The 24,981-nt window shown below is 43.1% G+C and carries 17 protein-coding genes; 16 read left to right on the forward strand and 1 reads right to left on the reverse strand.

The window, feature by feature from the left end:
* Nucleotides 1–401: 401 nt before the first annotated feature.
* From K348_RS0102460 to K348_RS0102515, 12 genes are all read left to right on the forward strand, one after another.
* On the forward strand, nucleotides 402–1,556 hold the full coding sequence (locus tag K348_RS0102460) for a DNA-binding transcriptional regulator (RefSeq protein WP_029902567.1): 1,155 nt from the start codon (nucleotides 402–404) through the stop codon (nucleotides 1,554–1,556).
* Nucleotides 1,557–1,848: 292 nt separating this feature from the next.
* Nucleotides 1,849–3,039, forward strand: a complete 1,191-nt coding sequence (gene nagA, locus K348_RS0102465; protein WP_029902569.1) for an N-acetylglucosamine-6-phosphate deacetylase — start codon at nucleotides 1,849–1,851, stop codon at nucleotides 3,037–3,039.
* Nucleotides 3,040–3,051: 12 nt separating this feature from the next.
* On the forward strand, nucleotides 3,052–3,810 hold the full coding sequence (locus tag K348_RS0102470) for a glucosamine-6-phosphate deaminase (protein WP_029902571.1): 759 nt from the start codon (nucleotides 3,052–3,054) through the stop codon (nucleotides 3,808–3,810).
* A gap of 28 nt (nucleotides 3,811–3,838) precedes the next feature.
* Nucleotides 3,839–4,849 carry a Gfo/Idh/MocA family protein gene (locus K348_RS0102475; protein WP_029902573.1) on the forward strand — a complete coding sequence of 337 codons (1,011 nt, stop codon included), beginning with the start codon at nucleotides 3,839–3,841 and terminating at the stop codon, nucleotides 4,847–4,849.
* 165 nt (nucleotides 4,850–5,014) lie between these two features.
* Nucleotides 5,015–6,271, forward strand: a complete 1,257-nt coding sequence (locus K348_RS0102480) for a Gfo/Idh/MocA family oxidoreductase (protein WP_029902575.1) — start codon at nucleotides 5,015–5,017, stop codon at nucleotides 6,269–6,271.
* Between the two features lie 42 nt (nucleotides 6,272–6,313).
* Nucleotides 6,314–9,112, forward strand: coding sequence for a DUF1080 domain-containing protein (locus tag K348_RS0102485; protein ID WP_029902577.1), 2,799 nt, complete (start codon nucleotides 6,314–6,316; stop codon nucleotides 9,110–9,112).
* 189 nt (nucleotides 9,113–9,301) lie between these two features.
* A complete protein-coding gene (locus K348_RS0102490; RefSeq protein ID WP_029902578.1) occupies nucleotides 9,302–10,450 on the forward strand; it encodes a porin in 1,149 nt (382 codons plus the stop codon).
* Nucleotides 10,451–10,480: 30 nt separating this feature from the next.
* Complete coding sequence (gene nrfH / locus K348_RS0102495; RefSeq protein ID WP_029902579.1) at nucleotides 10,481–11,062, forward strand: cytochrome c nitrite reductase small subunit; 582 nt, start codon at nucleotides 10,481–10,483, stop codon at nucleotides 11,060–11,062.
* Nucleotides 11,063–11,084: 22 nt separating this feature from the next.
* On the forward strand, nucleotides 11,085–12,584 hold the full coding sequence (gene nrfA, locus K348_RS0102500; protein WP_029902580.1) for an ammonia-forming cytochrome c nitrite reductase: 1,500 nt from the start codon (nucleotides 11,085–11,087) through the stop codon (nucleotides 12,582–12,584).
* A gap of 356 nt (nucleotides 12,585–12,940) precedes the next feature.
* Nucleotides 12,941–14,203 carry a cytochrome c biogenesis protein ResB gene (locus K348_RS0102505; RefSeq protein WP_231496726.1) on the forward strand — a complete coding sequence of 421 codons (1,263 nt, stop codon included), beginning with the start codon at nucleotides 12,941–12,943 and terminating at the stop codon, nucleotides 14,201–14,203.
* Nucleotides 14,190–14,972 (forward strand): cytochrome c biogenesis protein CcsA, encoded by a 783-nt coding sequence (gene ccsA, locus K348_RS0102510; RefSeq protein ID WP_029902583.1) that lies wholly within the window; start codon nucleotides 14,190–14,192, stop codon nucleotides 14,970–14,972. The genes K348_RS0102505 and ccsA overlap by 14 nt, the downstream gene beginning before the upstream one ends.
* An 80-nt stretch (nucleotides 14,973–15,052) precedes the next feature.
* Nucleotides 15,053–15,739, forward strand: a complete 687-nt coding sequence (locus K348_RS0102515) for a Crp/Fnr family transcriptional regulator (RefSeq protein ID WP_029902585.1) — start codon at nucleotides 15,053–15,055, stop codon at nucleotides 15,737–15,739.
* A gap of 5 nt (nucleotides 15,740–15,744) precedes the next feature.
* On the opposite strand, the gene K348_RS18275 is transcribed toward K348_RS0102515, so the two are convergent.
* The gene (locus tag K348_RS18275) at nucleotides 15,745–16,308 is read right to left on the reverse strand and encodes an RNA polymerase sigma factor (RefSeq protein ID WP_036930037.1); all 564 of its coding nucleotides are present in this window, start codon (nucleotides 16,306–16,308) and stop codon (nucleotides 15,745–15,747) included.
* A 255-nt stretch (nucleotides 16,309–16,563) separates the two neighbouring features.
* On the opposite strand from K348_RS18275, the gene K348_RS0102525 reads away from it, so the two are divergent.
* From K348_RS0102525 to K348_RS0102540, 4 genes are all read left to right on the forward strand, one after another.
* A complete protein-coding gene (locus tag K348_RS0102525) occupies nucleotides 16,564–17,547 on the forward strand; it encodes a FecR family protein (RefSeq protein ID WP_029902587.1) in 984 nt (327 codons plus the stop codon).
* A gap of 111 nt (nucleotides 17,548–17,658) precedes the next feature.
* Nucleotides 17,659–20,895: a TonB-dependent receptor gene (locus tag K348_RS0102530; protein WP_081852489.1), complete on the forward strand. Its 3,237-nt coding sequence runs from the start codon at nucleotides 17,659–17,661 to the stop codon at nucleotides 20,893–20,895.
* Between the two features lie 13 nt (nucleotides 20,896–20,908).
* The gene (locus K348_RS0102535) at nucleotides 20,909–22,435 is read left to right on the forward strand and encodes a RagB/SusD family nutrient uptake outer membrane protein (protein ID WP_029902591.1); all 1,527 of its coding nucleotides are present in this window, start codon (nucleotides 20,909–20,911) and stop codon (nucleotides 22,433–22,435) included.
* Nucleotides 22,436–22,568: 133 nt separating this feature from the next.
* The gene (locus tag K348_RS0102540) at nucleotides 22,569–24,974 is read left to right on the forward strand and encodes a hypothetical protein (protein ID WP_051697534.1); all 2,406 of its coding nucleotides are present in this window, start codon (nucleotides 22,569–22,571) and stop codon (nucleotides 24,972–24,974) included.
* Nucleotides 24,975–24,981 lie beyond the last annotated feature (7 nt).

Here is a 24,981-nt window from a genome sequence, read left to right on the forward strand (position 1 = left end):
TATACCTTTAACTCAAAACCAATGATAATGATACCGGACAAGATATGGATAATATACCTTATTTATAAAAGGTCGGGGGCGTGTTTCTCCGGCTGTATGAAATTGTAAATAAATATTTAATTTCTTTAATTACGTGTGTTTATATTTATAATCTATCTGCTAAAATCGATTTCTTTTATAAATATTGCTTACTTTTAATCATTAATAGTTTTGGTGTAGCTAAAGTGATACAATTCTTACATCAGGTTTATTTTTCTATCGGAAATATATAAATTAAATTTCGAAATTTCGAAGAATAAACATTCATTTAGATTATTTTTAAGATTTGACTGCTGATTTTTCACATTACACATACTATATTAGCCATAAATTGTAATTCCCTAAACTAATCCATATAAACTATGCTAAAGATATTGGTATTAACTGACTTTTCGAGCGGATACAGCCGTCGTCTGCTGGAAGGAATTATCCGTTATTCGAGGGAAGCCGGTCCGTGGTCGTTCCTGCGCATGCCGATGTATTACCAGATGATGTACGGAGAAACAGGCGTTGTGAATTTCGCAAAACGATGGAAGGCCGATGCTATTATCGCACAGCTGCGCGATGTGAACTTCGATTTGTTCAAGGAACTGGATATCCCTATTATTGTACAGAATTACCGCGACAGGAAGGATTATATATCGAATCTTACGGGCGACTATTACGAAACGGGAGTGATGGCTGCCGAGTTCTATATAGGAAAAGGATACCGCAATTTTGCTTTCTACGGATATAAAAATGCCATATGGTCGAGAGAAAGATGTCAGGGATACAAGGAAACAGTGGAAAAACACGGCTACGAATGCATGATACTGGAAAATAAGAACCCCGACAATAAAGAATGGCTTTACAACACCGAGCATACGGGCAAATGGCTGCAATCGCTGCCCAAGCCGACTGCTTTGTTTGCCTGCGACGATTACTATGCGCTGCAGATTTCGGAGACATGCAATATAAACAATATTTCAATTCCCGACGAGATAGCTATTCTGGGTGTAGACAACGACACCTTATTATGTAACCTGTCCACTCCTACCCTGTCGTCGATAGTCCTCGATGTGGAGAACGGCGGATATCAGGCGGCAAAACTGCTGGATCAGTATATAAAAAATGAGATAAACGAGGCCTTTAATATTGTTGTAAAGCCATTGTATATCGAAAACAGGCCTTCGACTGATAAGTATGCGGTATCCGATCCGCATATCCGGTTCATTCTCGATTATATAAATAATAATTACAGCAATAAGATATCGGTCAGCGATCTGGTCGATCTGGTACCACTATCGAGAAGGGTACTCGAGAAGAAATTCAAGGACATTATAGGCACCTCTATATATCAATGTGTACTCGACCACCGAATCAATCATTTTATAAGGTTGCTGCTTACTACCGACCTGCATCTGCCCGATGCTGCCATTCAGGCGGGATTTGATGACTATAAAAACGTATCGCGTATATTCAGAAAATATAAATCCATATCGCCGGCGGAATACCGGAAATTATATAAGAACGAATAAATTAATATTTAAACTCTCGCAAAGTCGCAAAAAATATAACTAACCCATCCCGCGTCTTTGCGCCTTTGCGAGAGTCATTTATTACATTAAAATAAAGGAGAAAAACACATATAAATAATTCGCACCGAATCTATACTATTTCATAAACACAATCTGTGAATGCGGCAGATGAAATTTTGACGCCTTATGACAACAGTCATTCGCATTACATTCCTTATTCTGAAAATTTAAAAGATTAATTTTGAGCATTACATAATCGATGTTCTGACAAACACCTAAAACTGAAACTGAGATGAGAACCATTATAAAAAATGCGGCTCTTATCCTACCTGACAGGATACTGACCAAAGGCTTTATTGTATATAGCGACGGAATTATTACTCAAATCGGCGAAGGAAATTTCGAAGCTTATAAAGAATCCGACAACGTAATAGACGCAAAAGGAAATTACGTATCGGCAGGCTTTATCGACATGCATACGCATGGTGCCGGAGGTCACGACTTTATGGATAATACGGTGGAAGCTTACCTCGGGGCTGCGGCCACGCATGCAAGGTACGGAACGACAAGCCTCGTGCCTACTACGCTGACAAGCACTACCGAGGAGTTGCTGCATACGTTCTCCGTTTATAAGCAGGCGAACGGGCAGAACGACAATGGCGCCGCTTTTTTAGGATTGCATCTCGAAGGACCTTATTTCGCGTATAGCCAGCGGGGAGCGCAAGACCCTAAATATCTGCGAAATCCCGAACCGGAAGAATATAACAGAATCCTCGCGGAAAGCAACGGCAATATCATTCGCTGGAGCATGGCTCCCGAACTTGACGGCGCGCTGGCGTTAGGAGATCTGCTTAAATCGAAAGGAATACTGGCTTCTCTGGGTCATACGGATGCGCTGTATGATGAAGTTGTGGAAGCGTACAAACACGGGTTTACGCACGTAACGCATCTCTATTCCTGCATGTCTACCGTTACACGGCGCAATGCCTACCGCTATGCGGGTGCTATCGAAGCCGCGTATATGATAGACGATATGAGTGTTGAAATCATAGCCGACGGAATTCATTTGCCAAAGGCTTTATTACAATATGTATGTAAGTTTAAGGCTACCGACAAGATTGTTTTGTGTACAGATTCGATGAGGGCAGCTGGGATGCCCGATGGAGAATACATTTTGGGTAGTAAAGAAAAGGGCCAGAAAGTGATTGTAGAAGATGGTGTAGCTAAACTGCCCGACCGTTCGGCTTTTGCGGGCAGTGTAGCTACCGCCGACAGGCTCGTACGTACAATGGTAGAGATAGCGGAAGTTCCGCTGCACGATGCTGTAAAAATGATTACGCAGAATGCAGCCGAAGTTCTTGGCGTGAGCAAAGCAAAAGGTTCCTTAGAGGTAGGTAAAGACGCAGATATTGTCATATTCGATTCGAAAATTTCAGTTCAGACAACGATAGTGAAAGGTAAAATTATTTATACTCAAAATTAACAACACGCAATCATGAATTTAAAGAAGGATAAACTCACGGTAAAAATATATACTACCACTAAAGAAATGTCTGTCGACGCTGCAAAGGATGTATCGAACCAGATAAAGGAGCTTCTGGCCAAGAATGAATATATCAATATGATTTTTGCCGCAGCACCTTCACAATCGGACTTTCTGAAAGAACTGGTAAAGTATAAGGAAATAGACTGGGGACGAATCAATGCGTTTCATCTCGATGAATATATCAATCTGAGCGAAGATGCGCCCCAGCGGTTCGGTAATTTTCTCAGAAAAGAGATATTCGAGTTGCTGCCTTTCCGAAAAGTTTATTATCTTGACGGCAATAAACCGACGGATGAAGAATGTAAGCGCTATACAGATTTGCTGACGGAATTCCCGCCACACATCGTATGTCTGGGCATAGGAGAAAACGGGCATATTGCATTCAACGATCCTCATGTAGCCAATTTCAACGATACGGAAATGGTTAAAGTGGTAGTTTTGGACGAAATGTGCAGGCAACAGCAGGTGAACGACAAATGTTTCGGGAAAATCGAAGATGTGCCTAAAGAGGCGCTGACACTTACAATTCCGGCATTGCTACTCGCTCAGTATCTATTCTGTATCGTACCGTTCAAGACGAAGGCACAGGCAGTTAACAATACAATAAACGGAGAGATTTCCGAAGCCTGCCCTGCGTCTGCTTTACGGATGAAAGACAATACTATCCTGTATCTGGATAAAGACAGTTCTTCTTTATTGAATGTTTAAACAATTAGAAAAACGTAAATCTGATATTATGAAAATACGAATTATTCTTACCGCACTTATCGCCTCAGTTATATCTATAGCTGCCTATTCTCAGCAAGTCATCAAATTAGGAATAATAGGACTGGACACTTCTCATTCTCCGGCATTTATAAAATTGTTGAATGATGAGAATGCCCCCGACCAATATAAAGGTTTCAAAATTGTGGCTGCCTATCCTTACGGGTCTAAAACAATAGAAAGCAGTTATAAACGCATTCCGGGCTATATAGAAGAAGCTAAAAAGCATGGTGTAAAAATAACCGCATCGATAGCTGAAATGCTGAAACAGGTAGACTGTGTTTTCCTTGAAACGAATGACGGCAATCTTCATCTGGAACAGGCAATCGAAGTCTTCAAAGCGGGGAAGCCTGTATTTATCGATAAGCCGGTTGCCGCAAATCTGGCAGAAGCTATAGCAATTTTTAAGCTTGCTAAAAAATATAATGTGCCTATCTTTTCTTCTTCCGTTCTCCGTTACTCTCCTATCAATCAGGAAATACGGAACGGGGCGCACGGCAAAGTACTGGGTGCAGACTGTTATTCTCCCGATGCTTACGAACCGAGCCATGCCGATTTCACATGGTACGGAATACACGGTGTAGAAACACTTTATACAGTAATGGGAAGGGGCTGCACACAGGTTAGCCGCTCTTCAACAAAAGATTATACTGTGACTACAGGCGTATGGGCCGACGGAAGAATCGGAACATTCCGCGGCATCCGCACAGGGCACAACTATTTCGGCGGCAGTGTATTCTGCAGCAGCAAAGTAGTGCAGGCAGGAGGATACGACGGATATAAAGTTCTGCTGGATCAGATTCTTAAATTCTTCAAGACAAAGGAAGTACCTATCGATCCGGAAGAAACTATCGAAATATTCACATTTATGGAAGCATCTAACGAAAGTAAACGTCAGAACGGCGCACCTGTACTCATGGAAGCTATTCTGGAAAAAGGGAGACTGGATGCCGAACTTATACTGCGAAACCTAAAAGATTAACTAATTACAGCTTAACTTCATAGTACCAACACCGGATTAATTAAAAAACCGGGTTAACGTAATTTATATTAGGAATAGGGAAATTTCATTATCATAATGGCTTCATACTATTCCTAATAGATTATCTTTGTCTTTGTGAAGTAAGTTAACCTCAAAATTATAATCATGAGTCTTAATAGAAGAAAATTCCTCAAAACATTGGGCGGATCTCTTGCCCTTACGATCATCCCCCGCCATGTCATGGGCAACGGGTTCATACCGCCCAGCGACCAGCTGACAAAAGGCATCATCGGTACAGGCGGCATGGGACGCGGACACCTAAATTATGCAGGAACCCGCCTTGTAGCAGTCTGCGATGTGGATAAGAAGCATCTCGAACTGGGCAGGCAGCTTGTCTCCGAACGTATTGCGGCTTATCATGACTTCCGCGAACTGATACTGGACAAAAACGTGGATATCGTGCATATTGCCACTCCGCCGCACTGGCACGGAATCATGTCCGTAGAAGCGGCTAAGGCGGGCAAGGATATATGGTGTGAGAAACCGATGACACGTACCATCGGTGAGGGTAAAAGAGTGATGGAAGCGGTAAAGCAGTACGGGGTCAAGTTCCGCCTGAATACATGGTTCCGATTCGCTGACAGCTTCTACGGGCTGGGTACGCCTGTGCGACCTCTCAAGAAACTGGTACAGAGCGGAATGCTCGGATGGCCGCTGAAGGTTACTATAAGCAAGCATACGGGCTTCGACTGGAAGTTTTTCTGGGTGGGGAAGGAAAACCTAGCACCGGAAACGGTACCGGCGGAACTGGATTATGATATGTGGCTCGGGCCTGCGCCTTACAAGCCTTACAACAGCCACCGCGTACACCAGACGTTCCGGGGATACTGGGATTACGACGGCGGTGGTTTAGGGGATATGGGGCAGCATTATATAGACCCTGTACAGTATCTGTTGGGGAAAGACAATACCAGCCCTGTGAAGGTGGAGGTGGATGCTCCGCAGCAGCATCCGGATGCGATCGGCACATGGCGTTCGATTACATATACTTATGACGACGGGTGCCAGATCGTCCTCTGGGGAGGTGACTACGGCAATCCGGATACGCCGTATATATCGGGACCGAACGGCAATGTATACAAGAACTTCGTCTGTGATATCCCGGACTGGGAAAAGAAGCTGGCTGCTTATCCGGAACCGGAGGAGCAGGTGACTGACTTTATCGAGAGTGTGAAGACGCGCAAGCCTTTTGCACTGAACGAGCAGAACGGCTTCCGTTCGTCTACTATTGTCAACATGGGAGTGGTAGCCCTCAGGCTGAACCGTACCTTGCATTTTGATCCTGTCAAACTGGAGTTTAAGAACGATGAGGCGGCAAACAGGTTGTTGGACCAGCCGATCAGAAGCCCGTGGAATATTTAACCTGTTTACTGATTTGAAATGAATAAGATAATACAAGCAAGCATGAAAAAAATATATATACTGTCGGCTGTACTGATGTGTTGCTCACTGGTATACGGGCAGTTCCCGGCCAACAGGACGGCTAAGACCATTGTAGCGGATGTGCTGGCACAGATGCCCGCCCAGCAGCCCCAACAATACAACAACCAGATGAAGGACCTTGCCTCTACAGGGGAGGAAGGGGTATTGCAGCTGGTAAAGATGATGAACCTGCAGGATGGTAATGCGGCGGTGGAGTATGCTTTGAGCGGGCTGTCGCACTATGTATCGGCGGAAGGTATGGAAGGGCAGAGGCTGGTAACGGCTAATGCTTATATCAAGGCCCTGGATATGGTCAGCGACCGGGAGGTGAAAGCTTTTATTATACGTCAACTGGAGGTTATGGGAAAAGGGGAAGCGGTGGAGAAGCTTTCGTCTTTTCTGGATAACGAATCATTGGGCGGACCTGCGGCGGCGGCCTTGTCGGCTATCGATACGCCGGAATCGAGAAAGGCGTTGTTGTATGCTTTGAATGCAGCGACAAGTGACAAGACTGCGCAGCCTGTTATACTGGCTATGGCCAAGCTTAAAATGAGTGAGGCGGAGAATGCATTGATTCTGTTGGCGGATTCGCCGGATGCCAATAAGAGGAAAGTGGTATTGTATGCTCTCAGTCAGCTGGGTTCCAAGTTGTCTTTACCTGTCTTGGCTGAGGCGGCTGAAAGGGATAATTACTCCATGCTCAAAGAGGGTGGCAATGAGGCGTATATCGCACTTATCAAAAGGCTCTTAGTTCAGGGTGAGGTAAAGGAGGCGGAAAAGGCGGCTAACAGCCTGATGAAGAAAGCGCAGAAAGCAGGACAAACCCAGACTCGTGAGGCGGCCCTCGAAATAATGATGAAGGCTAAACCGGAGAGTGCAGGCAAATTACTACAGAATGCCCTCAAGGATAACAACCGCAATTACAGGATGGCGGCACTGATATTGGCTTCTGAGTATGCGGACGGTAAAATGTATGCGGAGGTAATCAAAAATCTCAAAAAGCAAAAGCCGGAAGTGCAAACGGATATTATGAACTGGTTGAATATAGAGTGTGAAAACAAGGAGAAAAGGAAGATGATTACTCCACTTGTCACTCCAATTGCCATTAATATGCTTACCGGAAGCAGCTTCGATATACAAACGGCGGCAGCTAACTTGCTGGCAAAAGACGGAAGTACACAGGCGGTTGCTGCAGTTGCACATCTTCTGAATGATGCTAATCCGCAGACGGTAACTATGGCTAAAAATGCTCTGGAGACTGTCAACGGTAGTATTGCCAATGCGGTTATTCCGGTTATTGCTACGGCTAATTCTGCCGGAAAAATTGCCGGACTGGAGTTACTGGCACAACGCAGATATACAGAGGCTACAGCTATCGTTCTGAAACAGTTGAATGCGGATGCTCCGGATGTAAGAACAGCAGCATTTAAAGCATTGAAAGATGTTGTTTCCATTAATGATTTGGATAAATTATATTCCCTTCTGGAAACAGCAGAGCCTGAAAATACAACATTGGTACAACAGGCAATCGCCCGCTCCATACAATCCTATCCGAAAGAAAAACAATATGAAACCGTGCTGGCACGCATGAACCAGACCGCGAAAGCCAAGCAATATCTTTATTATCCGGTACTGGGTGCTACAGGCGATGCCAAAGCACTGACTATCATTGTAGAGCGTTTCAATACGGAAGAGGGTGCAGCCAAAGATGCAGCTTTTCAGGCATTATATAACTGGAAGGATATAGATGCAGCAGATAAGTTACTGGTTATCTGTAAGAATAAGTCCGACATCTTATATTTCGACCGTGCCATTAACAGATATGTACAACTGGTTTCCAATCCCGAACTTTCGGGAGAGAAAAGGGCATCACTATTGGGCAACGTATTGGATATAGCCCATACCGATGCGCAGAAAAAGGCTATTCTTTCGCAGATAGGTAATACGGGCTCTTATCCTGCCATGCTCAGAGCAGGACAATATCTCGACAATGAACCGCTACAGCAGGCTGCTGCGCACGCGGTGATGAATATTGCACTATCGAACAAACAATATACAGGTAAGAATGTAGAAGAGCTACTGAACAAAGTAATCGAAGTACTCGACAACCCCGATGCCGATTATCAACGGCAGGCTATCCGCAAGCATCTGAATGAAATGGTTATTCCCGAGCCATTCCAACTGACTGCAAAAGAAAAGGCCGAAGGCTATAAAATCTTGTTCGACGGTACAAATATGGATAGCTGGACAGGAAATACAGTCGATTACATTATCGAAAACGGCTGTATATCCCTACATCCGAGCAACGGGCACGGAGGAAATCTATATACGAAAGATGAGTACGGAAACTTCATTTTCCGCTTCGAATTCCAACTAACACCTGCCGCCAACAACGGTCTGGGTATCCGCACCCCTATGCAGGGAGATGCCGCCTATGTAGGTATGGAACTGCAGATATTGGATAATGATGCTCCGGTTTACAGCGATCTGGCTATATATCAGTATCATGGCTCTGTCTATGGCATTATTCCGGCCAAACGGGGATATTTGAAACCTACAGGGGAATGGAATTATCAGGAAGTCATCGCTAACGGTGATAATATAAAGGTGATTCTCAACGGTACGGTTATCCTCGACGGAAATATACGGCAAGCGACTAAGAACGGAACTGCTGACAAGCGGAATCATCCGGGACTGTTCAATAAGAAAGGACATATAGCTTTCCTCGGTCATGGCTCGCCTGTGAAGTTTAAAAATATAAGGATTAAAGTTTTGAAGTGATGCTATAAGATTTTTTAATCTTCAAGCCTGTGTAAGTAAAACATTTACACAGGCTTTTTAATTTCACCCAAATACAGAAACCGTTTTTTTAAGAATAAATCCATTCAAAGTGTAATATTTATTACACCTTTTTTGAATAATATTCACATATTTTGTATTATAATTCTATGATCTAATATATGTTATAATATGAAAAAGCTTCTTATTCTTACATTACTCTGTTTTTTATTCGGTGCGGTTTCGGCACAGGATTCAAATGAGTTGATTAAAAAGCTGGTTGAAAAGAATATTCTGACCCAATCAGAAGCCGACGAACTTAAAAGCTCGGTCAATGAAGAAAAGAAAAGTAAGACTACCCAGACAGTAGAAAAAGTACGCAACATATTTAATTCGCCTTATATCCAGCTCGGAGGAAACGGACAGCTGATGTACCAATACTCGGATGTGAATAAGACACACCACGACTTTAAGGCAAAAAACCTGTTCCTTTCACTCAACGGTAAACTGAACGAATCGTTCCGTTACGGTTTCCTCTTGGAAATGGTAAACCCGTCTGTACAGGAGTTTTGGGGAGAATGGACAGCCGCCAAAGAATTCAACCTGAAAGTAGGGCAATTTAAAAGCCCTTTCACGCTGGAAAGCCAGCTTGTACCGGCTACCCTCGAAACGGCCGCTTATTCGCGTACTATTTCCAATCTGGTCGGTTATGCCGGAGACGATGATGTGTTGAAAAAACAGAACAATAAGAACAACTTTGGACGCGATGCAGGCGTTATGATATCAGGAGAACTTCTTCCGCTGGCAACACACAACCTGCTGCAATATTCGGCAGGGTTGTTTCAGGGAACAGGAGTAACTACGGGAGAAACAAACAACGGGAAAGATTTTGCCGGAATGTTGCTGCTCCAACCCCTTAAAGGGCTGAGAGTAGGCGGTGGCGTCTATTTCGGGCAGGCATCCTACTTCAAAGCCGGAGAAGCAGAATCTGCCGACCATGTACGCGACAGGTGGTATGTGAGTGCAGACTACAAATCGGACAGGGTGTATGCGCGTACCGAATGGATACATGCTAACGACGGCGGAATAGATAAGGAAGGGATTTACGGCCTCGGGTTATTCTATCTTATCCCCCAGAAGCTGAATGTACTGGGAAAAGTAGATTATTATAACAGCAATAAAGATATTAACAGAGAAGCAATTGATTATACTTTGGGAATAAATTATTATTTTTATCCTATGTGCAGGGTGCAGCTCAACTATACCTATTCCGATTATTCGAATAAATGGGATGCACCGAACTCAAATGTAGTGGTAGCTCAATTGCAGGTAGCATTTTAACTAAAGAAACTGAATCTAAACTTATTAACCATGATAAAAAAACTCCTGAGCCATATACCCAGCCAGTTTATCCTGCCCTTATTCGTGGTGGGAGGACTTATTGCAGGATTGGGAGGATATACGGTATATATGTCGAGGGCGCACTCCTACCTTTCGGACGACCCGTCGGCCTGTGTCAACTGCCATATCATGACTCCTTACTACCAGTCGTGGAACCATAGTTCGCATGCCCAATGGGCGACATGCAACGATTGCCATGTTCCGCAGGATAATGTGCTGAGCAAATACGCATTCAAGGCAAAAGACGGACTGTACCATGCAGCAGTTTTCACTGTAAAGGGAGAACCGAACGTTATCCGCCCGCGCGAAGAAAGCTATGAGGTGATAATGAATAACTGTATCCGCTGTCATCTGGAACTCAATACCGAGTTTGTAAAAACAGGGATGATAGACTATTGCGAAGTGAAAGAAGGAAAAGGAAAGGCTTGCTGGGATTGCCATACACAGGTTCCGCACAGTAAAGTGAGCAACCTGTCGTCCTCTCCCAACGCAATCGTACCATTACCAAAATCGCCCGTTCCCGAATGGCTGAAAAGAAGAATGAAGAAATAAACAACTAAAAAAACGATAGATTATGTTCAAGAAACTAGCTGAAGCAATCAAGCGCAGGCCAATCATAGGCTGGGGAATATTTGCCGTGGTCATGGTGGCTGTATTCCTGTTAGGGCTAATGGCTGCATCGGTAACCGAACGCCGTGCCGAAATAGCTACTCTGTTCAACAACAAGAAAATTGAGATTACCGGTATTAACCCGCATAGCGAAGAATGGGGAATAAACTATCCGCGCGAATACAATACTTGGAAAATGACGCAGAATATGGACTTCAAAAGTAAGCATCTGGGTAATGTTTTTCAGGATGTACTCGAAGACCGTCCTGCAATGGTGGTACTATGGGCAGGATATGCATTCTCCCGCGACTATTCTGCACCGCGCGGACATATGCATGCGATAGAAGACATGCAGAACACACTGCGTACGGGCACTCCTGTGAACGGAGAAGGCGACCTGCAACCGGGAACATGCTGGACATGTAAAAGCCCCGATGTACCCCGCCTGATGCACGAAAAAGGCATTGAAAACTATTATAAGGCAAAATGGAGCGAATGGGGTGCAGAAGTAGTAAACCCTATCGGTTGTGCCGACTGCCACGACCCGCAGACCATGAACCTTACAATTACCCGTCCGGCGCTTATTGAAGCATTCCAGCGTCAGGGCAAAGACATTACACAGGCTACACCGCAGGAAATGCGTTCACTGGTATGTGCGCAATGCCATGTTGAATATTATTTCAAAGGTGACGATAAATACCTCACATTCCCTTGGGACGGAGGTATGACGGTAGAAACTATGGAAGAATATTATGATAATGCGCAGTTCTCAGACTGGACGCATGCATTAAGCAAGGCTCCGATGCTGAAAGCGCAGCATCCCGACTATGAAATATTCCTGCTTGGGCCTCACTCACAGCGCGGACTGGGTTGTGCCGACTGCCACATGCCTTACATGTCGGAAGGTGGCATCAAATATTCGAATCATCAGATAATGAGCCCGCTGGCAAATGTGTCGAACACCTGCCAGACTTGCCACCGCGATACGGAAGAAAACCTGAAAAACTATGTGTATCAGTATCAGGACAAAGCGCTTGAAATACGCGACCGCATAGAAAAGGAATTGTCTAAAGCACATATCATGGCAAAAACAGCATGGGATAACGGTGCTAACGAAAGTGAAATGGCGGCTTCTCTGAAACTGCTTCGTCAGGCACAATGGCGCTGGGATTTTGCAGTGGCATCGCATGGTGCATCTTTCCACGCTCCGGTAGAAACACAACGAATACTGGCGCACAGCCTCGACAAATCGTTACTGGCACAGCTGGAACTTCAGAAGGTACTTTTCAAACATGGTGTGAATGACGTGCAGCTACCTGATATTTCTACAAAAGATAAAGCGCAAGCATACATCGGTCTGGATATGAAAACACTGAAAGAAAAGAAGGAAAACTGGATAAAAACGGTTGTTCCCGAATGGATAAAAAAAGCGAAAGAAGAAGGAAAACTGACAGCTAATATTTAAGCGGTAATAATGTGAAAAAGAAGTGTCGGAAATATCTCAAGGCACTTCTTTCTTCGTTAAGGCAACCGTTTTAATTTATCTATACAGAGGAATTAATTAATAATGAACAATGAATAATTAATAACTTTTAGATGGAAATAGTAACAAAATTGAAAATAGGTAAAATGCGTTACTTTTGTTACCTTTTAACAATATATAGTTAATAAATGTGATTAATGAAGTATAAGTTATTATTTGTTGTTTGCGCCATTGGCACATTGAAATATTTACTCATTGGCACATTGATTTCTGTTAGTTTCGTTACTTTTTTAATAACTGATTGTAACTCGTAACCTGTAACTTGTAACTAAAAAAGAATGGAGAAAACCAAGCGCAGAATGTGGCAGTTTCCGTGGCGATACAGGGAAAGTATTGCCTTTGTAGGGGGAATTATACTTATAGGCTTTATATTGCAGCTGTTAGTCGGAAATTTCAGTTTCTATCTACTGCAAGCACCTGTCAATCTGATAGTAGGAGGGATTATCATACTTTTGCTTATACTGTTCTCTTTTGCCCGCAAAAGCTTCCTGTATAAGTGGCTGTCGGGCGTACCGTTTTCGGTGACGTTGATAGGCGCGATAATGGTTCTCTCACTTATAATGGGATTAACACCGCAAGTAGTACGAATCAATCCGCACGACAGCGATATCTTTACCATACTCGGTTTTCGTCAGGTAACAAGTTCATGGCCCTTCGTATTGATGTATCTTTTGTTACTTTTTTCGCTCGGTGCATTGATTATAAGGCGGCTTCAGGCTTTCCGCAAACAGGATTATGCATTTTATTTCAATCATATCGGACTTTGGGTGTTACTTTTTGCCGCCGGACTCGGTGCTGCCGACATGAAAAGATACGTGATGCATGTGCAGGAAGGCGAAGTAGAATGGCGCGTGTACAGCGAAAACAAGGATGTGCTGGAACTGTCGATTGCCATACAGCTCAACGATTTCGATATGGAGGAATATGCTCCGAAACTGACTGTTATCGACAGGGAATCGGGCGAACCGCAACCTATGTCGAAACCCGATTATTATCAAATAGATGAAAAGCGTCGTGAAGGTCGTCTGAACGGCTGGGATATAGAACTGAAAGAATATATTCATCAGGCTATACGTAATAGCGACAGTACTTATCAGGAAGTACCGATGCCCGGCTCAAGCCCTGCGGCTAAGGTTTTGGCTAAGAACATTGCGACAGGAGATATCCGCGAAGGCTGGGTATGCGGGGGAAACAAGGCACAGTTATATATGACGTTGCCCCTAGATTCGCAGTATTGTATTGTTATGACGCAACCCGAGCCGAAAAGGTTCCTGTCGGACATAAAAGTATTTATGGAAGACGGCAATGAAACCGAAACCATATTGGAAGTGAATAAGCCACTGCGTATCGGCAGCTGGACTATTTACCAGTACGGGTACGACAATCAGGCGGGGCGGATGTCGGCATACAGTAGTATGGAACTGGTATACGACCCATGGCTTTATCCTGCCTATGCGGGTATAGCTCTGCTTGCTATCGGGTCGGTTTGTTTGTTATGGTCGGGAAACAGAAAAAATAAGAAAGAAGATGACTTGGGATGAATTTCTTTGGTTTGCCATACCGGCAATGATATGCTGGATAAGCGCAGGAGTGCTGGTTTATAAATGTAAAAAGGCATTAGTAACGGAAGGATTGATGATGGCAGGCATAGTCATTTTCGCCGCCTTTATAGTCGGCCTTTGGATTGGTCAGGAACGCCCGCCGTTGCGCACTATCGGCGAAACGCGGCTGTGGTATTCGTTCTTCCTTGCTACCGTAGGCTATATTACGTACAGGCACTGGAAATACAATTGGCTCCTTTCGTTCTCGTCGCTTGTAGCCTGCGTATTTGTATGCATCAATATTTTCAAACCCGAGATACATTCTACCAACCTGATGCCTGCCTTGCAAAGCTACTGGTTTGTACCGCACGTTACGGTTTACATCCTTTCGTATGCGATGCTGGGCGCGGCAACGATAGCCGCTATTATCCAGCTTGTGAATGTAAAGAAAAACAAACCTGATGAAAACCTGTACCGACTGATGGACAACGTTGTATACATCGGATTCGGCTTCCTCATACTGGGTATGCTGATGGGCGCCGTATGGGCAAAGGAAGCGTGGGGGCATTACTGGTCGTGGGATCCGAAGGAGACTTGGGCGTTTATCACATCGGCCGCTTATCTTATATATATACATATGCGCCTGCAGAAGTATCATCCGAGGTTTGTGCTGTGGATGCTGCCTGTTGCATTTATCCTGTTGATGATAACATGGATAGGTGTAAATTATCTACCTGCGGCACAGGGCAGTATACATGTGTATTCGTAAAAGTGAGGAAATAAAATAATCTTCGCCCTTTCATATGTGGACAGATAAATATAACTTTGATAGCGTTTTAATCTGTTCCTATGGAGAATATACAACTGACCGATCAGCAAAAGAACATCATTAATAAGATTCCCTTATTCAGAGGAGTGAGCGAGGAATTCAAAAAGAGCATGTTCGATAAGTTGGAATATACCGTCACCCGTATAAAGAAAGGCGAGATAATAATACATCAGAACAGTGTGTGCAATCATTTGCATATTTTGCTGGAAGGCAATCTGGAAGTAAATATTATCGATGCATCGGCCAATAATGTAAAGGTAGAGAATATTGTAGCCCCGCGGTCGTTCGGTACGCCTCATCTGTTCGACGGCAATAATATATTCCCTGCTACCTTTACTGTTGTAGAAGACGGCATCCTGATGAAAGCTACCAGAGAATCTATTTTCAGGATAATAAGCTCCGAACCGGAACTGCTGAAGAATTTCCTGCGCCTGACAGGCAACTGTAATGCCTGCACTGTAAAGCGACTGAAGATATTGTCGCACAAAAGTATAAGGAGCCGTTTTGTACGCTACGTCCTTGATCATAAGCAGAGCGAATCATTGTCTGTAATGGAACATAACCAGACACAGCTTGCAGAATATCTGGGGGTCACAAGGCCTGCCTTGGCAAATGAGATTAAGAAGATGACGGATGAAGGACTGATAAGTATAGAGGGCAAGAATGTGGAGATACTCTCCTACTCCTCTTTTCTTCAGTATATATAATGCAGCTAGACAAACAGTAAGAGAACAATCAGCAAAGCATTGTCTTTTATCTTCTTCTTTAGGAATTCAAGGGCTTTGCGTATATGTATATCCACCGTGACAATAGAGATACCCATTTGTTCGGCTATTTCCTTACGCGACTTTCCTTCCACCCACCTCAGCTTAAATACTTCGAGACGCTTTTCGGGCATTTCCTGCGAATATTTCATCAGTTCATTCAGCAGGTCTTTGTCGTCCGCGTCATAATCGGTGAGTTCGATATGGCTGTAATTGGTAAGCTCTTCGAATATGCGCTGGTTTATTTTCCGCCTCACATAGTCGATAAAAGTATTGCGGGCAATAATAAAGAGGTAGTTTTTGAGGGAGTCTACATTCGAGAGGTTATGGCGGGTCTTCCATAGTTTGAGGAATACATCCTGAGTCAGGTCTTTCGTATCCTCTACCGAACGGCATTCCTTGCCAATAAAAGCATAGATCAATGAAAAATACTTTTCATAAATCAGCTTTAAGGCAAGTTCTTCATTAGTAAAGAATAAGTCAACCAGCTTACTATCGTCGTTCTTATCCAATCTCCTCAATGTTTAATGAAACAAATTACACTAAATTAAACAAAATATCAAAGAAAACGGCTATCAAATTTATTTCTTCATATTGTTAAGAAAAAAACAGAGAAAAAATCTGATATAGAATCAATGAAATAAAACGCTAAATATCAATTAATTATAACACAATAAAATAAAAATTAATATATTTATTAAAAATAATTGAATGAGCAATAATAGTTTTCTCTATATTATACGTCTTAATAAATAGATAACAAACCGATGAAAAACGAAAACGAAAAGACTGCGGAACTATTGAAGAAATTCATGTCGGAAAATTACACCGAAGATGAACTACTCGATTTATTTGAAAAGGCGAATACAAATGAGCTGGACGAATCGCTCACAGCTTTACTTCCCGATAGCCTCGATCAGGTAAATGCAGACAATACGTTCACCAAAAGAGAAATCCGCGAAAACTTCCTTGAACTAAGCAGACGCATCGGGCTAAGAAACACTATAAAATACACTTTATCCCAAAAGATACTAAAATATGCCGCTATAATTGCCATACCGTTGATACTGGGTATTGCCGGAACATATTTCCTTACCGGAGACTTTAATACCGAAGATACCAAACTAACTTTTGCCGTATCGAAAGGAAATAAAGGCTATATGGAACTGGCAGACGGAAGTAAAGTGTGGCTCAACAGCGCCAGTAAATTATTATACGGATCGTACAATCCAAGGGAAGTTTTACTCGACGGGGAAGCATATTTTGAGATCGCAAAGGATCTTAAAAATAAATTTAAGGTAAAAACCAGCTTTTTCGATATAGTTGTATACGGTACTTCCTTTAATGTTTCCACTTATGAGTCGGACGATACAATCGAAATCGACCTGCTGGAAGGCAGTATAGGAATCGTGGATAACGATAAAGATCTCTTCAAACTGAAACCGGGACAGACCGTAATATACGATAAGCAGACACGTCATTATAATATCCTCGAAAAAAATATGACGGACGTTTCTCTGTGGACAAAACCTGAACTGGTAATACGCGACCTTAATGCCGAAGAACTATTCAAGAAACTCAGTGCTTGGTACAGAGTAGATATCGACCTTAAAAACAGTGACCCGAATAACAGATTATATAACCTTGTAATTACAAACGAACCGTTGGACCGCATACTGAGTCTGGTAGGTAAACTATCACCAATGGAATATAACATAGAAGGAAAGGAGGTGACCATAAAGTACAAGTAATGGATTTTGAGAAAGCTAACCCTATATAAACTATTAAAAAATTGAAAAACCAAAAGCTAATATCAATAACAAAACAAGATACCTTTGATTAGATACTAATCCCAAAACATTATGAACAAAAAAACAAATTGCATCTGGCGGATGTTTCTCATTTGCGCCATGGTACTGTCTTGTGCTGCCTTAAATGCGCAGGGTACCAAGAAAATAGACGTGGTTCTTAATCAGGCGAATTTTAAGAATTTCCTTGAAACTATAGAATCCAAGACCGATTACCGCTTCATCTACGACGGTGTAGATATAGGTAGTCTGCCAAAAGTTACGGTGAATTACAAAAACACCGAAGTACAAACAATTCTCTCGACCGAATTACCTAAATACAACATAAATCATCAGATAAACGGAAATCAGATAGTCCTTATACGTAAATCGGCCTCTCAACAACAAGACGGTCCGCTAACGGTAAAAGGTGTTATAACCGATAAAGCAGGAAACCCAATTATCGGAGCTACCGTTTCGCTCAAAAACAGTTCTGTAGGCACAATGGCCGATGTGGACGGTAATTATACATTGCCTATTCCTGCCGGAACCGAAAATCCCGTGCTTAGTTTCTCCCTTGTAGGTTTCGTTACCGTAGAGGAAAATGTGAACCGGCGCAGTACCATAAACATGACCATGTACGAAGACGATTATTTACTATCGGAAGTGGTTGTCGTAGGTTACGGTATGGTAAAGAAATCGGACGCAACGGGCGCTCTCGATGTTATCAAAAGTAAAGACTTCAACAACGGGATTGTTTCATCTCCCGAAATGCTCCTCAACGGGCATGTAGCCGGTGTGCAGATCACTCCGGGCAGCGGTCAGCCGGGTGCTAATACAAGTGTGCGTATTCGTGGTGTTAACTCAATATCAGCATCCAGCGAACCGTTGTATGTTATAGACGGTGTGCCAATCGATAATACCCGTACTGCAACCTCCGTAAGCGGAGATGCCGCGCTGAGCAATATGCCGCTCAATCCGCTGTCGATGATTGCTGCAGCCGATATAGAATCGATGACTATCCTCAAGGATGCTTCTGCAACAGCTATCTACGGATCACGCGGGGCAAACGGGGTAATCATCATTACTACCAAAGGTGGAAAAGACGGTGTACTTTCTCTCAACTATTCGAGCACGATCGGTATAGCCAATGTATCGAAGAAACTAGATGTATTGAGCGCTGATGAATTCCGTCAGTATGTACCGTCTGCAAACAAAGGCGTTTCTACAGACTGGCAGGACGAAATATTCCGTACGGCTTTCACGCAGGATCATAATGTGACATTCAGCAACGGTACAAAGAATACTTCTTACCGGGCATCCGTGAGCATGTCTGACCAACCGGGCACAATACTTGAAACAGGCCTCAGACGCTATTCGCTTCGCCTGAATGCCATTCATAAAATGTTTGACGAAAGACTGGTACTTTCCGTAAATGCAAGTAATACTCGTTACGAACTGAACAACTTCCTCGAACAACAATCAAGCGGTGCTTCGGGCGGTATGATCAATAATGCACTGAAAGGTGATCCTACACAGCCTGTTCACAACAGCGACGGCAGCTACAATGAATATTCGGAAGAAAACTTCAGAAACCCTGTAGCGCTTGCAAAACAGATTACTGACAAAACTGTGGGTGACCGTTTCATCGGAAATATTGATGCTGAATTCTTCTTTATACCAAAAGAGCTCTCGATCAAGGCCAATATAGGATACGATGTGGATAACTCGGAACGTAAAGCATATCAGCCGCGTACTTCTATTATTACTAAAAATATACAGGGACGCTCTGTTATCGACAACAACAGATATGCCAGCTTCCTGTCCGAAACATACGGTACATACAACAAAGTCTTTGAAGAAAAACATGCGCTGAATGTAGTAGCCGGATATTCATGGCAGGAATTCGAATCAAGTCTTCTTTCTGCGGTAGGTGAAGGATATACGACTGATCTTCTGGGTGCCAATAATCTGGAAGGCGCAAGAAGCCTTGTTCGTCGTTCGACCAATAAAGAGATTAACAGGCTTATATCGTTTTACGGACGTGTAAATTATAGTCTGAACAACAAATATATGCTTACTGCTACAGTTCGCCGCGACGGTTCTTCACGATTCGGAGCCAATAACAAATGGGGTGTATTCCCGTCGGCTGCCGTTGCATGGAAGATTAAAGAAGAAAACTTCATGAAGGATGTAAACTTCGTAAGCGATCTGAAACTACGCGCAGGATTCGGTATCACAGGTAATCAGGATATAGGTAACTTCAGATATGACAAGACATATAATGTTAACAGCCTGAAAGGGGCGATGTGGAACCAACAGCAAATCACGGCTTATGAAATTTCGGGTATCAGTAATCCTGATCTGAAATGGGAAGAAACATCACAGTTCAATATCGGTCTGGATTATGGTATTCTGGGCAACCGTTTCCGTGGGGCAATCGATTTTTACCGCAAGACTACATCCAACCTGTTGCTGGAAGTAGATGCTATACAGCCGGCTGTTGCCTCTAAATTCTTGGATAATGTAGGCGAGATGACCAATACAGGTATCGAGTTCTCTATAAATGCAAACATAATCGACACGAAAGATTTCTCATGGAATTCCAGTTTCAACATTGCTTACAATAAAAACAATGTGACTAAGCTGAACAACGACCGCGATATCTATTACGGTTCGGTTAGCGGAAAAGGAGCTACAGGAAATCTTCAGATACTAAGAGTCGGTGAAGCGTTCGGTACATTCTACGGAAAGAAGTTCAAAGGACTTAAAGAAGTAACCAACGGCGACGGATCGAAAGGTTATGTTGAAGAATTCGAAGACGGAGAACACATCATCGGTAATGCATTGCCGGATGTTACTCTCGGTCTTACAAACAGCTTCCAGTACAAGAACTTCGATATGTCATTCGTACTTCGCAGCTCTCTCGGAGCCGATGTTTACAACAATACAAGGGCAGAACTCGAAAACAGCCGTCTACCGAATATGAATACCAACTTGTCGGGAGCAGACTTTTACCAGAAAGGCGGAACAGGTATCACATATACTTCGTCGCGCTGGATAGAGAATGCTTCATTTCTCAGACTGGATAATATGACTATCGGATACAAACTGGATATTCTGCCTTCGGTTTTCAAATCGGCCAGAATATTTGCAACGGCACAAAACCTCTTTGTTATAACTTCTTATTCGGGATACGATCCGGAAGTGAACAACCGTACAGTAAGCGGCGGTATCAACTCTACAGGGGTAGACTATTGCAGTTACCCGCAATCAAGAACATTCCTATTCGGATTAAATCTTAATTTCTAAAATTTACCAGAAAATGAAAAAGACATTAATTATATTGACAGCGATTTGTTTTGCTCTTTATTCGTGTACCGATCTGGATGTCAATCCGGATAGTAAACTGACCGACTCACAGGCATACAACGAAAAACAAGAATTTGAATACGGGCTTTCAGGGCTTTACGGACATCTGCAAGTGTGGGTAGAATCGATCTATAAAGCCAGCTGCCCGTCTACGGACGAAATGTTGTCGCCGAATCGAAGCGGCGACTGGAAAGGCGACATGCAGCTACTCTACAAACATACATGGGATGCCAATACGAATGAACTGAAAGGGCTGTATGAGCAGTATTCTGTTTTGATAGCAACGGCAAACGACCTGATAGGCAAAGTGGATAAAAGTGATTTCAAGAGCGATCAGGATGTATTGAATGTAAAGAACGAAGCGCGCTTTTTACGCTCATTCGCCTATTTCATGATGATGGATATGTTTGCTAACGTACCGTTGAAAACAGACCCTGACTACGATCATAAAAATCCGCCTAAACAGGCTACCCGTGCCCAATTGTTTACTTTCGTCGAAAGTGAACTTAAAGATTTGTCAAGCAGCCTTCCTAAAGCAGAAGATGCTGTATACGGAAGAGCATGCCGCAATACTGCTAAATCTTTACTGGTAAAACTTTACCTGAATGCAGAAGTGTATCTGGGAACAGGAAATGCCAAATGGAGCGAGGTCGTAACCCTGACAAAGGAAATCATGGATGACCACCAGTACGTTCTGGAAGATAACTTTAAGGATGTTTTCAAATGGGATAATTATACTAGTAAAGAAATGATTTTCCCGCTTGTATGCGACAGTCGTAGTACTAAGACCGAAAATATCACGTTCTTGTTTTCTATAGGCGACCTCCGTGCTAAATACGGGCCGTTTGCTGCAGGCTGGGGTGGTTCATCCGTTCCTCCCACCTTCTTCCGCACATACGATGAAGAAGATGTTCGCCGCGATGCATTTATCTTTGGGCCTCAGTTCGGAAGCGACGGTAAACCGATCATGGCTACCGACGACAATAAAGTAGAACGTCAGCTGGATTATACGATAGACTTCACGACCAGTGACCCTATCGACGGAGCAGACCATTGGGACGGTGCCCGTGGCGGAAAATACCTGATGGACGGAATCGGCGGTGATATGGTTAACCGTGGAATAAACAACGATATTCCAATCATCCGCTACGCTGATATTCTTCTTATGCGTGCAGAAGCGTTGTTCAGAATAAGCAATACTAGCACAGAAGCTTTGCAGCTTGTAAATCAGGTGAGGACACGTAATGGTAACAATCCTATTCCTGCATTTACCGTACTTACTGAAGAAAACCTTTTAGCTGAGCGCGGACGCGAATTTGCATGGGAAGGCTGGAGAAGAAACGATTTGATCCGCTTCGACAAATTCAACGATGTGAGGGATTTCATCACACAGAAGACAGACCCGAAATATAAGATTTTCCCTATTCCGACTGTTCATCTGAAAGCTAATCCGAATATGCAACAGAATCCGGGTTATTAAAATAACTTCCGGTTCATTACCTGATATATTTCCGGCATCATCCTTTTGATGCCGGAATATTATAATGACTTTCTAAAATAAAGATCGATAAACAAATAAGGATAGCATTCATTCCTTCAAACTCTAAAAATTAATGATAAATCTACGAAATACGATTGCCGGCTTAAGCGCTATATTACTTATGGCATGCAATACTGCCAAGGAAGAACCTTTCTCTCTCCACAAAGGACTGGAAGGTATTACAAACATACAAGGCAAAAGCGATAATGGCAATTATCTTTACGTCACTGCAGGCGACAAATTATATTCTATCGGGAATCAGGCAGGAGAATTTCCCGAAATCGGTTTCCATGTTCCCGGCGAAATGGGCGGAGTATGGCAACATCCTATCAAACTACTGGATGGCTACAAGATAAACATCAGCGACCTGACATCCAATTTTACACAGGAATTCGATCATTGCGACAAGTATATTTGCTTCCCTTTCGCAAATCAGTTCTATTACAATATGTCCGAACAAGGCTATTCTGTTGTAAGGACAGACTTTGTGCCCGACCAACTTGCGGCATTAGCCGTCGAATACGAGATTACCAACGAAGCAAACACAGAACGCAAAATGGAGATTATTTTCGATGTCGACACTGATCTTAGTCCTGTATGGCTGGGAGAAAAAGCAAACATGATAGATACGAAAGATATCCTGATAAAAAGCGATTTCAATAATACTTTCCTTGCTAAAGATAGCCTAAACAACTGGTTTGCAGGAATAACATCCGATGCCGACAGTTTGCAATTTATATCGGAAAGCGATAACGACCTGAAAGGAAAAGGGATCAACCTGAAAATAAAAACACGCTCGGTACTGCTGGGTGCGAACGAAAAATATACAGTCCGTTTTTATATAAGCGGTTCAAGTAAGGATACTAAAGAAGTAAATGATAATCTGACAGAAATCAGAAATAATATAGAAACGTTGTTCAATAACAAAAAGCAACGCTATGCAGAGATAGATAATACGGCAGCCATTACTATACCCGACACGTTGCTGATGAAAGCCTATCAATGGAGTAAGTATAACACCGACTGGCTTATCCGCGATGTATCGGGAATGGGGCGCGGTATCAACGCCGGATTGCCTGACTATCCATGGTTCTTCAGTAACGATCAGGCTGCGGCATTTTCCGCCCTGTACGGAACTATAGACCCGCAGATATTCTACGACTCATGGGATATGATGCGCCGCATATCGAATAAAACGAATAACAATTCGGGACAGATAGTACACGAAGCATCTACAAACGGCGTGGTATATGATAAAGGTCGTATGGAAGAGTCGCAGGAGTTCATTATTGCCGCCCTCGAGATTTTCCATTGGACGGGCGATAAGGAATTCCTCAAAACATATTACGAACAAGGTAAAAGAGTATGGGATTTCCTCAAACAACACGATAAGAACAATAACCTCTTCATCGAGGGATACGGGGGAACCGAAATAGAAGGACTGAACGATGAGATGCTCGATGTAGCCGTATGGACACAGGCTTTCTTCAAAGCCATGGCTGAAATGGCTACTCTATTCGACGAAAAAGATGTAGCAGCAGACTTTACAGATAAAGCCAATACGCTGAAAGAAAAAATAAATGAGAACTGGTGGATAGAATCGGAAAACCGCTATGCAGACTTCCTTTCCAATAAAGAAAAGGCGATTCAGCTTATCGATATGGTACTGGAAAAAAGGGTATTCGACGACAGGAACCTTTGGGCTAAGAAGAAACTGACCGAACTGAAACAGCAGATAAAAAGCGGACAGTATAAAGATAAAGGTTATGTTGTATTCTACAATCCCTCCACCCTACTGCCGCTGCACGAAGATATTGCAACAGAAGAAAGGGCAAAAGCAGTGCTTAGCGGCATGGAATATTTCACGAATAAGTACGGCTTATATATTACAGGTATTGCGCGTCCAGACGATATAACGATGGAAGAAAGTTCTGTTGCCCACAGGCTCAAAGGCGAGTTCAACTACAATGAAGCGATAATGACCATTGCAACATCGGGTCTTGCCATTTCCGAAACCAAGTATAACGGAGCCGACAGCGGCATGAAATACATCAAACAGATACTGAATAATTTCAGTTATGCTACTCCGGGAACGACATATGAAGTGAATCCCGATTACGGTATGTTTGTGCAGGCGTGGAATGTGCAGGGTATTAATATTCCCCTTATCCGTTACATGTTCGGCGTTCATCCTTATGCCTATACAAAGAATATCAGTATCAAACCGGATATGCCTACAGACTGGAATTTTGCCAAGCTGGACAATCTGCTTGTAGGTAATACGAAACTGAGTATCGATTTTAAAAGAGAGAATAACAAGCAAGTCTATAAAATCACCATATTAGAAGATGCATGGACGATAGATTTCTTTTTGCCGCGAAACGGTAAATCGATAAAGGTAAACGGAAAAGAAGCTAGTATCGAGGACGGAAAAGTTGTACTTAGCGGAAAAGAAAACACCGTAGAAGTATCCGAGTAAGAACGTC

Source organism: Prevotella sp. 10(H) (assembly GCF_000711235.1).
GTDB lineage: Bacteria > Bacteroidota > Bacteroidia > Bacteroidales > Dysgonomonadaceae > Dysgonomonas.

Excerpts from the sequence above, each read along its gene's own strand:
- nagA (WP_029902569.1), top strand. The coding sequence starts at position 1,849 with ATGAGAACCATTATAAAAAATGCGGCTCTTATCCTACCTGACAGGATA.
- K348_RS0102460 (WP_029902567.1), top strand. The coding sequence starts at position 402 with ATGCTAAAGATATTGGTATTAACTGACTTTTCGAGCGGATACAGCCGT.
- K348_RS0102535 (WP_029902591.1), top strand. The coding sequence starts at position 20,909 with ATGAAAAAGACATTAATTATATTGACAGCGATTTGTTTTGCTCTTTAT.
- ccsA (WP_029902583.1), top strand. The coding sequence starts at position 14,190 with ATGACTTGGGATGAATTTCTTTGGTTTGCCATACCGGCAATGATATGC.
- nrfH (WP_029902579.1), top strand. The coding sequence starts at position 10,481 with ATGATAAAAAAACTCCTGAGCCATATACCCAGCCAGTTTATCCTGCCC.
- K348_RS0102530 (WP_081852489.1), top strand. The coding sequence starts at position 17,659 with ATGAACAAAAAAACAAATTGCATCTGGCGGATGTTTCTCATTTGCGCC.
- K348_RS0102490 (WP_029902578.1), top strand. The coding sequence starts at position 9,302 with ATGAAAAAGCTTCTTATTCTTACATTACTCTGTTTTTTATTCGGTGCG.
- nrfA (WP_029902580.1), top strand. The coding sequence starts at position 11,085 with ATGTTCAAGAAACTAGCTGAAGCAATCAAGCGCAGGCCAATCATAGGC.
- K348_RS0102505 (WP_231496726.1), top strand. The coding sequence starts at position 12,941 with ATGGAGAAAACCAAGCGCAGAATGTGGCAGTTTCCGTGGCGATACAGG.
- K348_RS0102485 (WP_029902577.1), top strand. The coding sequence starts at position 6,314 with ATGAAAAAAATATATATACTGTCGGCTGTACTGATGTGTTGCTCACTG.
- K348_RS0102470 (WP_029902571.1), top strand. The coding sequence starts at position 3,052 with ATGAATTTAAAGAAGGATAAACTCACGGTAAAAATATATACTACCACT.
- K348_RS0102515 (WP_029902585.1), top strand. The coding sequence starts at position 15,053 with ATGGAGAATATACAACTGACCGATCAGCAAAAGAACATCATTAATAAG.
- K348_RS0102475 (WP_029902573.1), top strand. The coding sequence starts at position 3,839 with ATGAAAATACGAATTATTCTTACCGCACTTATCGCCTCAGTTATATCT.
- K348_RS0102540 (WP_051697534.1), top strand. The coding sequence starts at position 22,569 with ATGATAAATCTACGAAATACGATTGCCGGCTTAAGCGCTATATTACTT.
- K348_RS0102525 (WP_029902587.1), top strand. The coding sequence starts at position 16,564 with ATGAAAAACGAAAACGAAAAGACTGCGGAACTATTGAAGAAATTCATG.
- K348_RS0102480 (WP_029902575.1), top strand. The coding sequence starts at position 5,015 with ATGAGTCTTAATAGAAGAAAATTCCTCAAAACATTGGGCGGATCTCTT.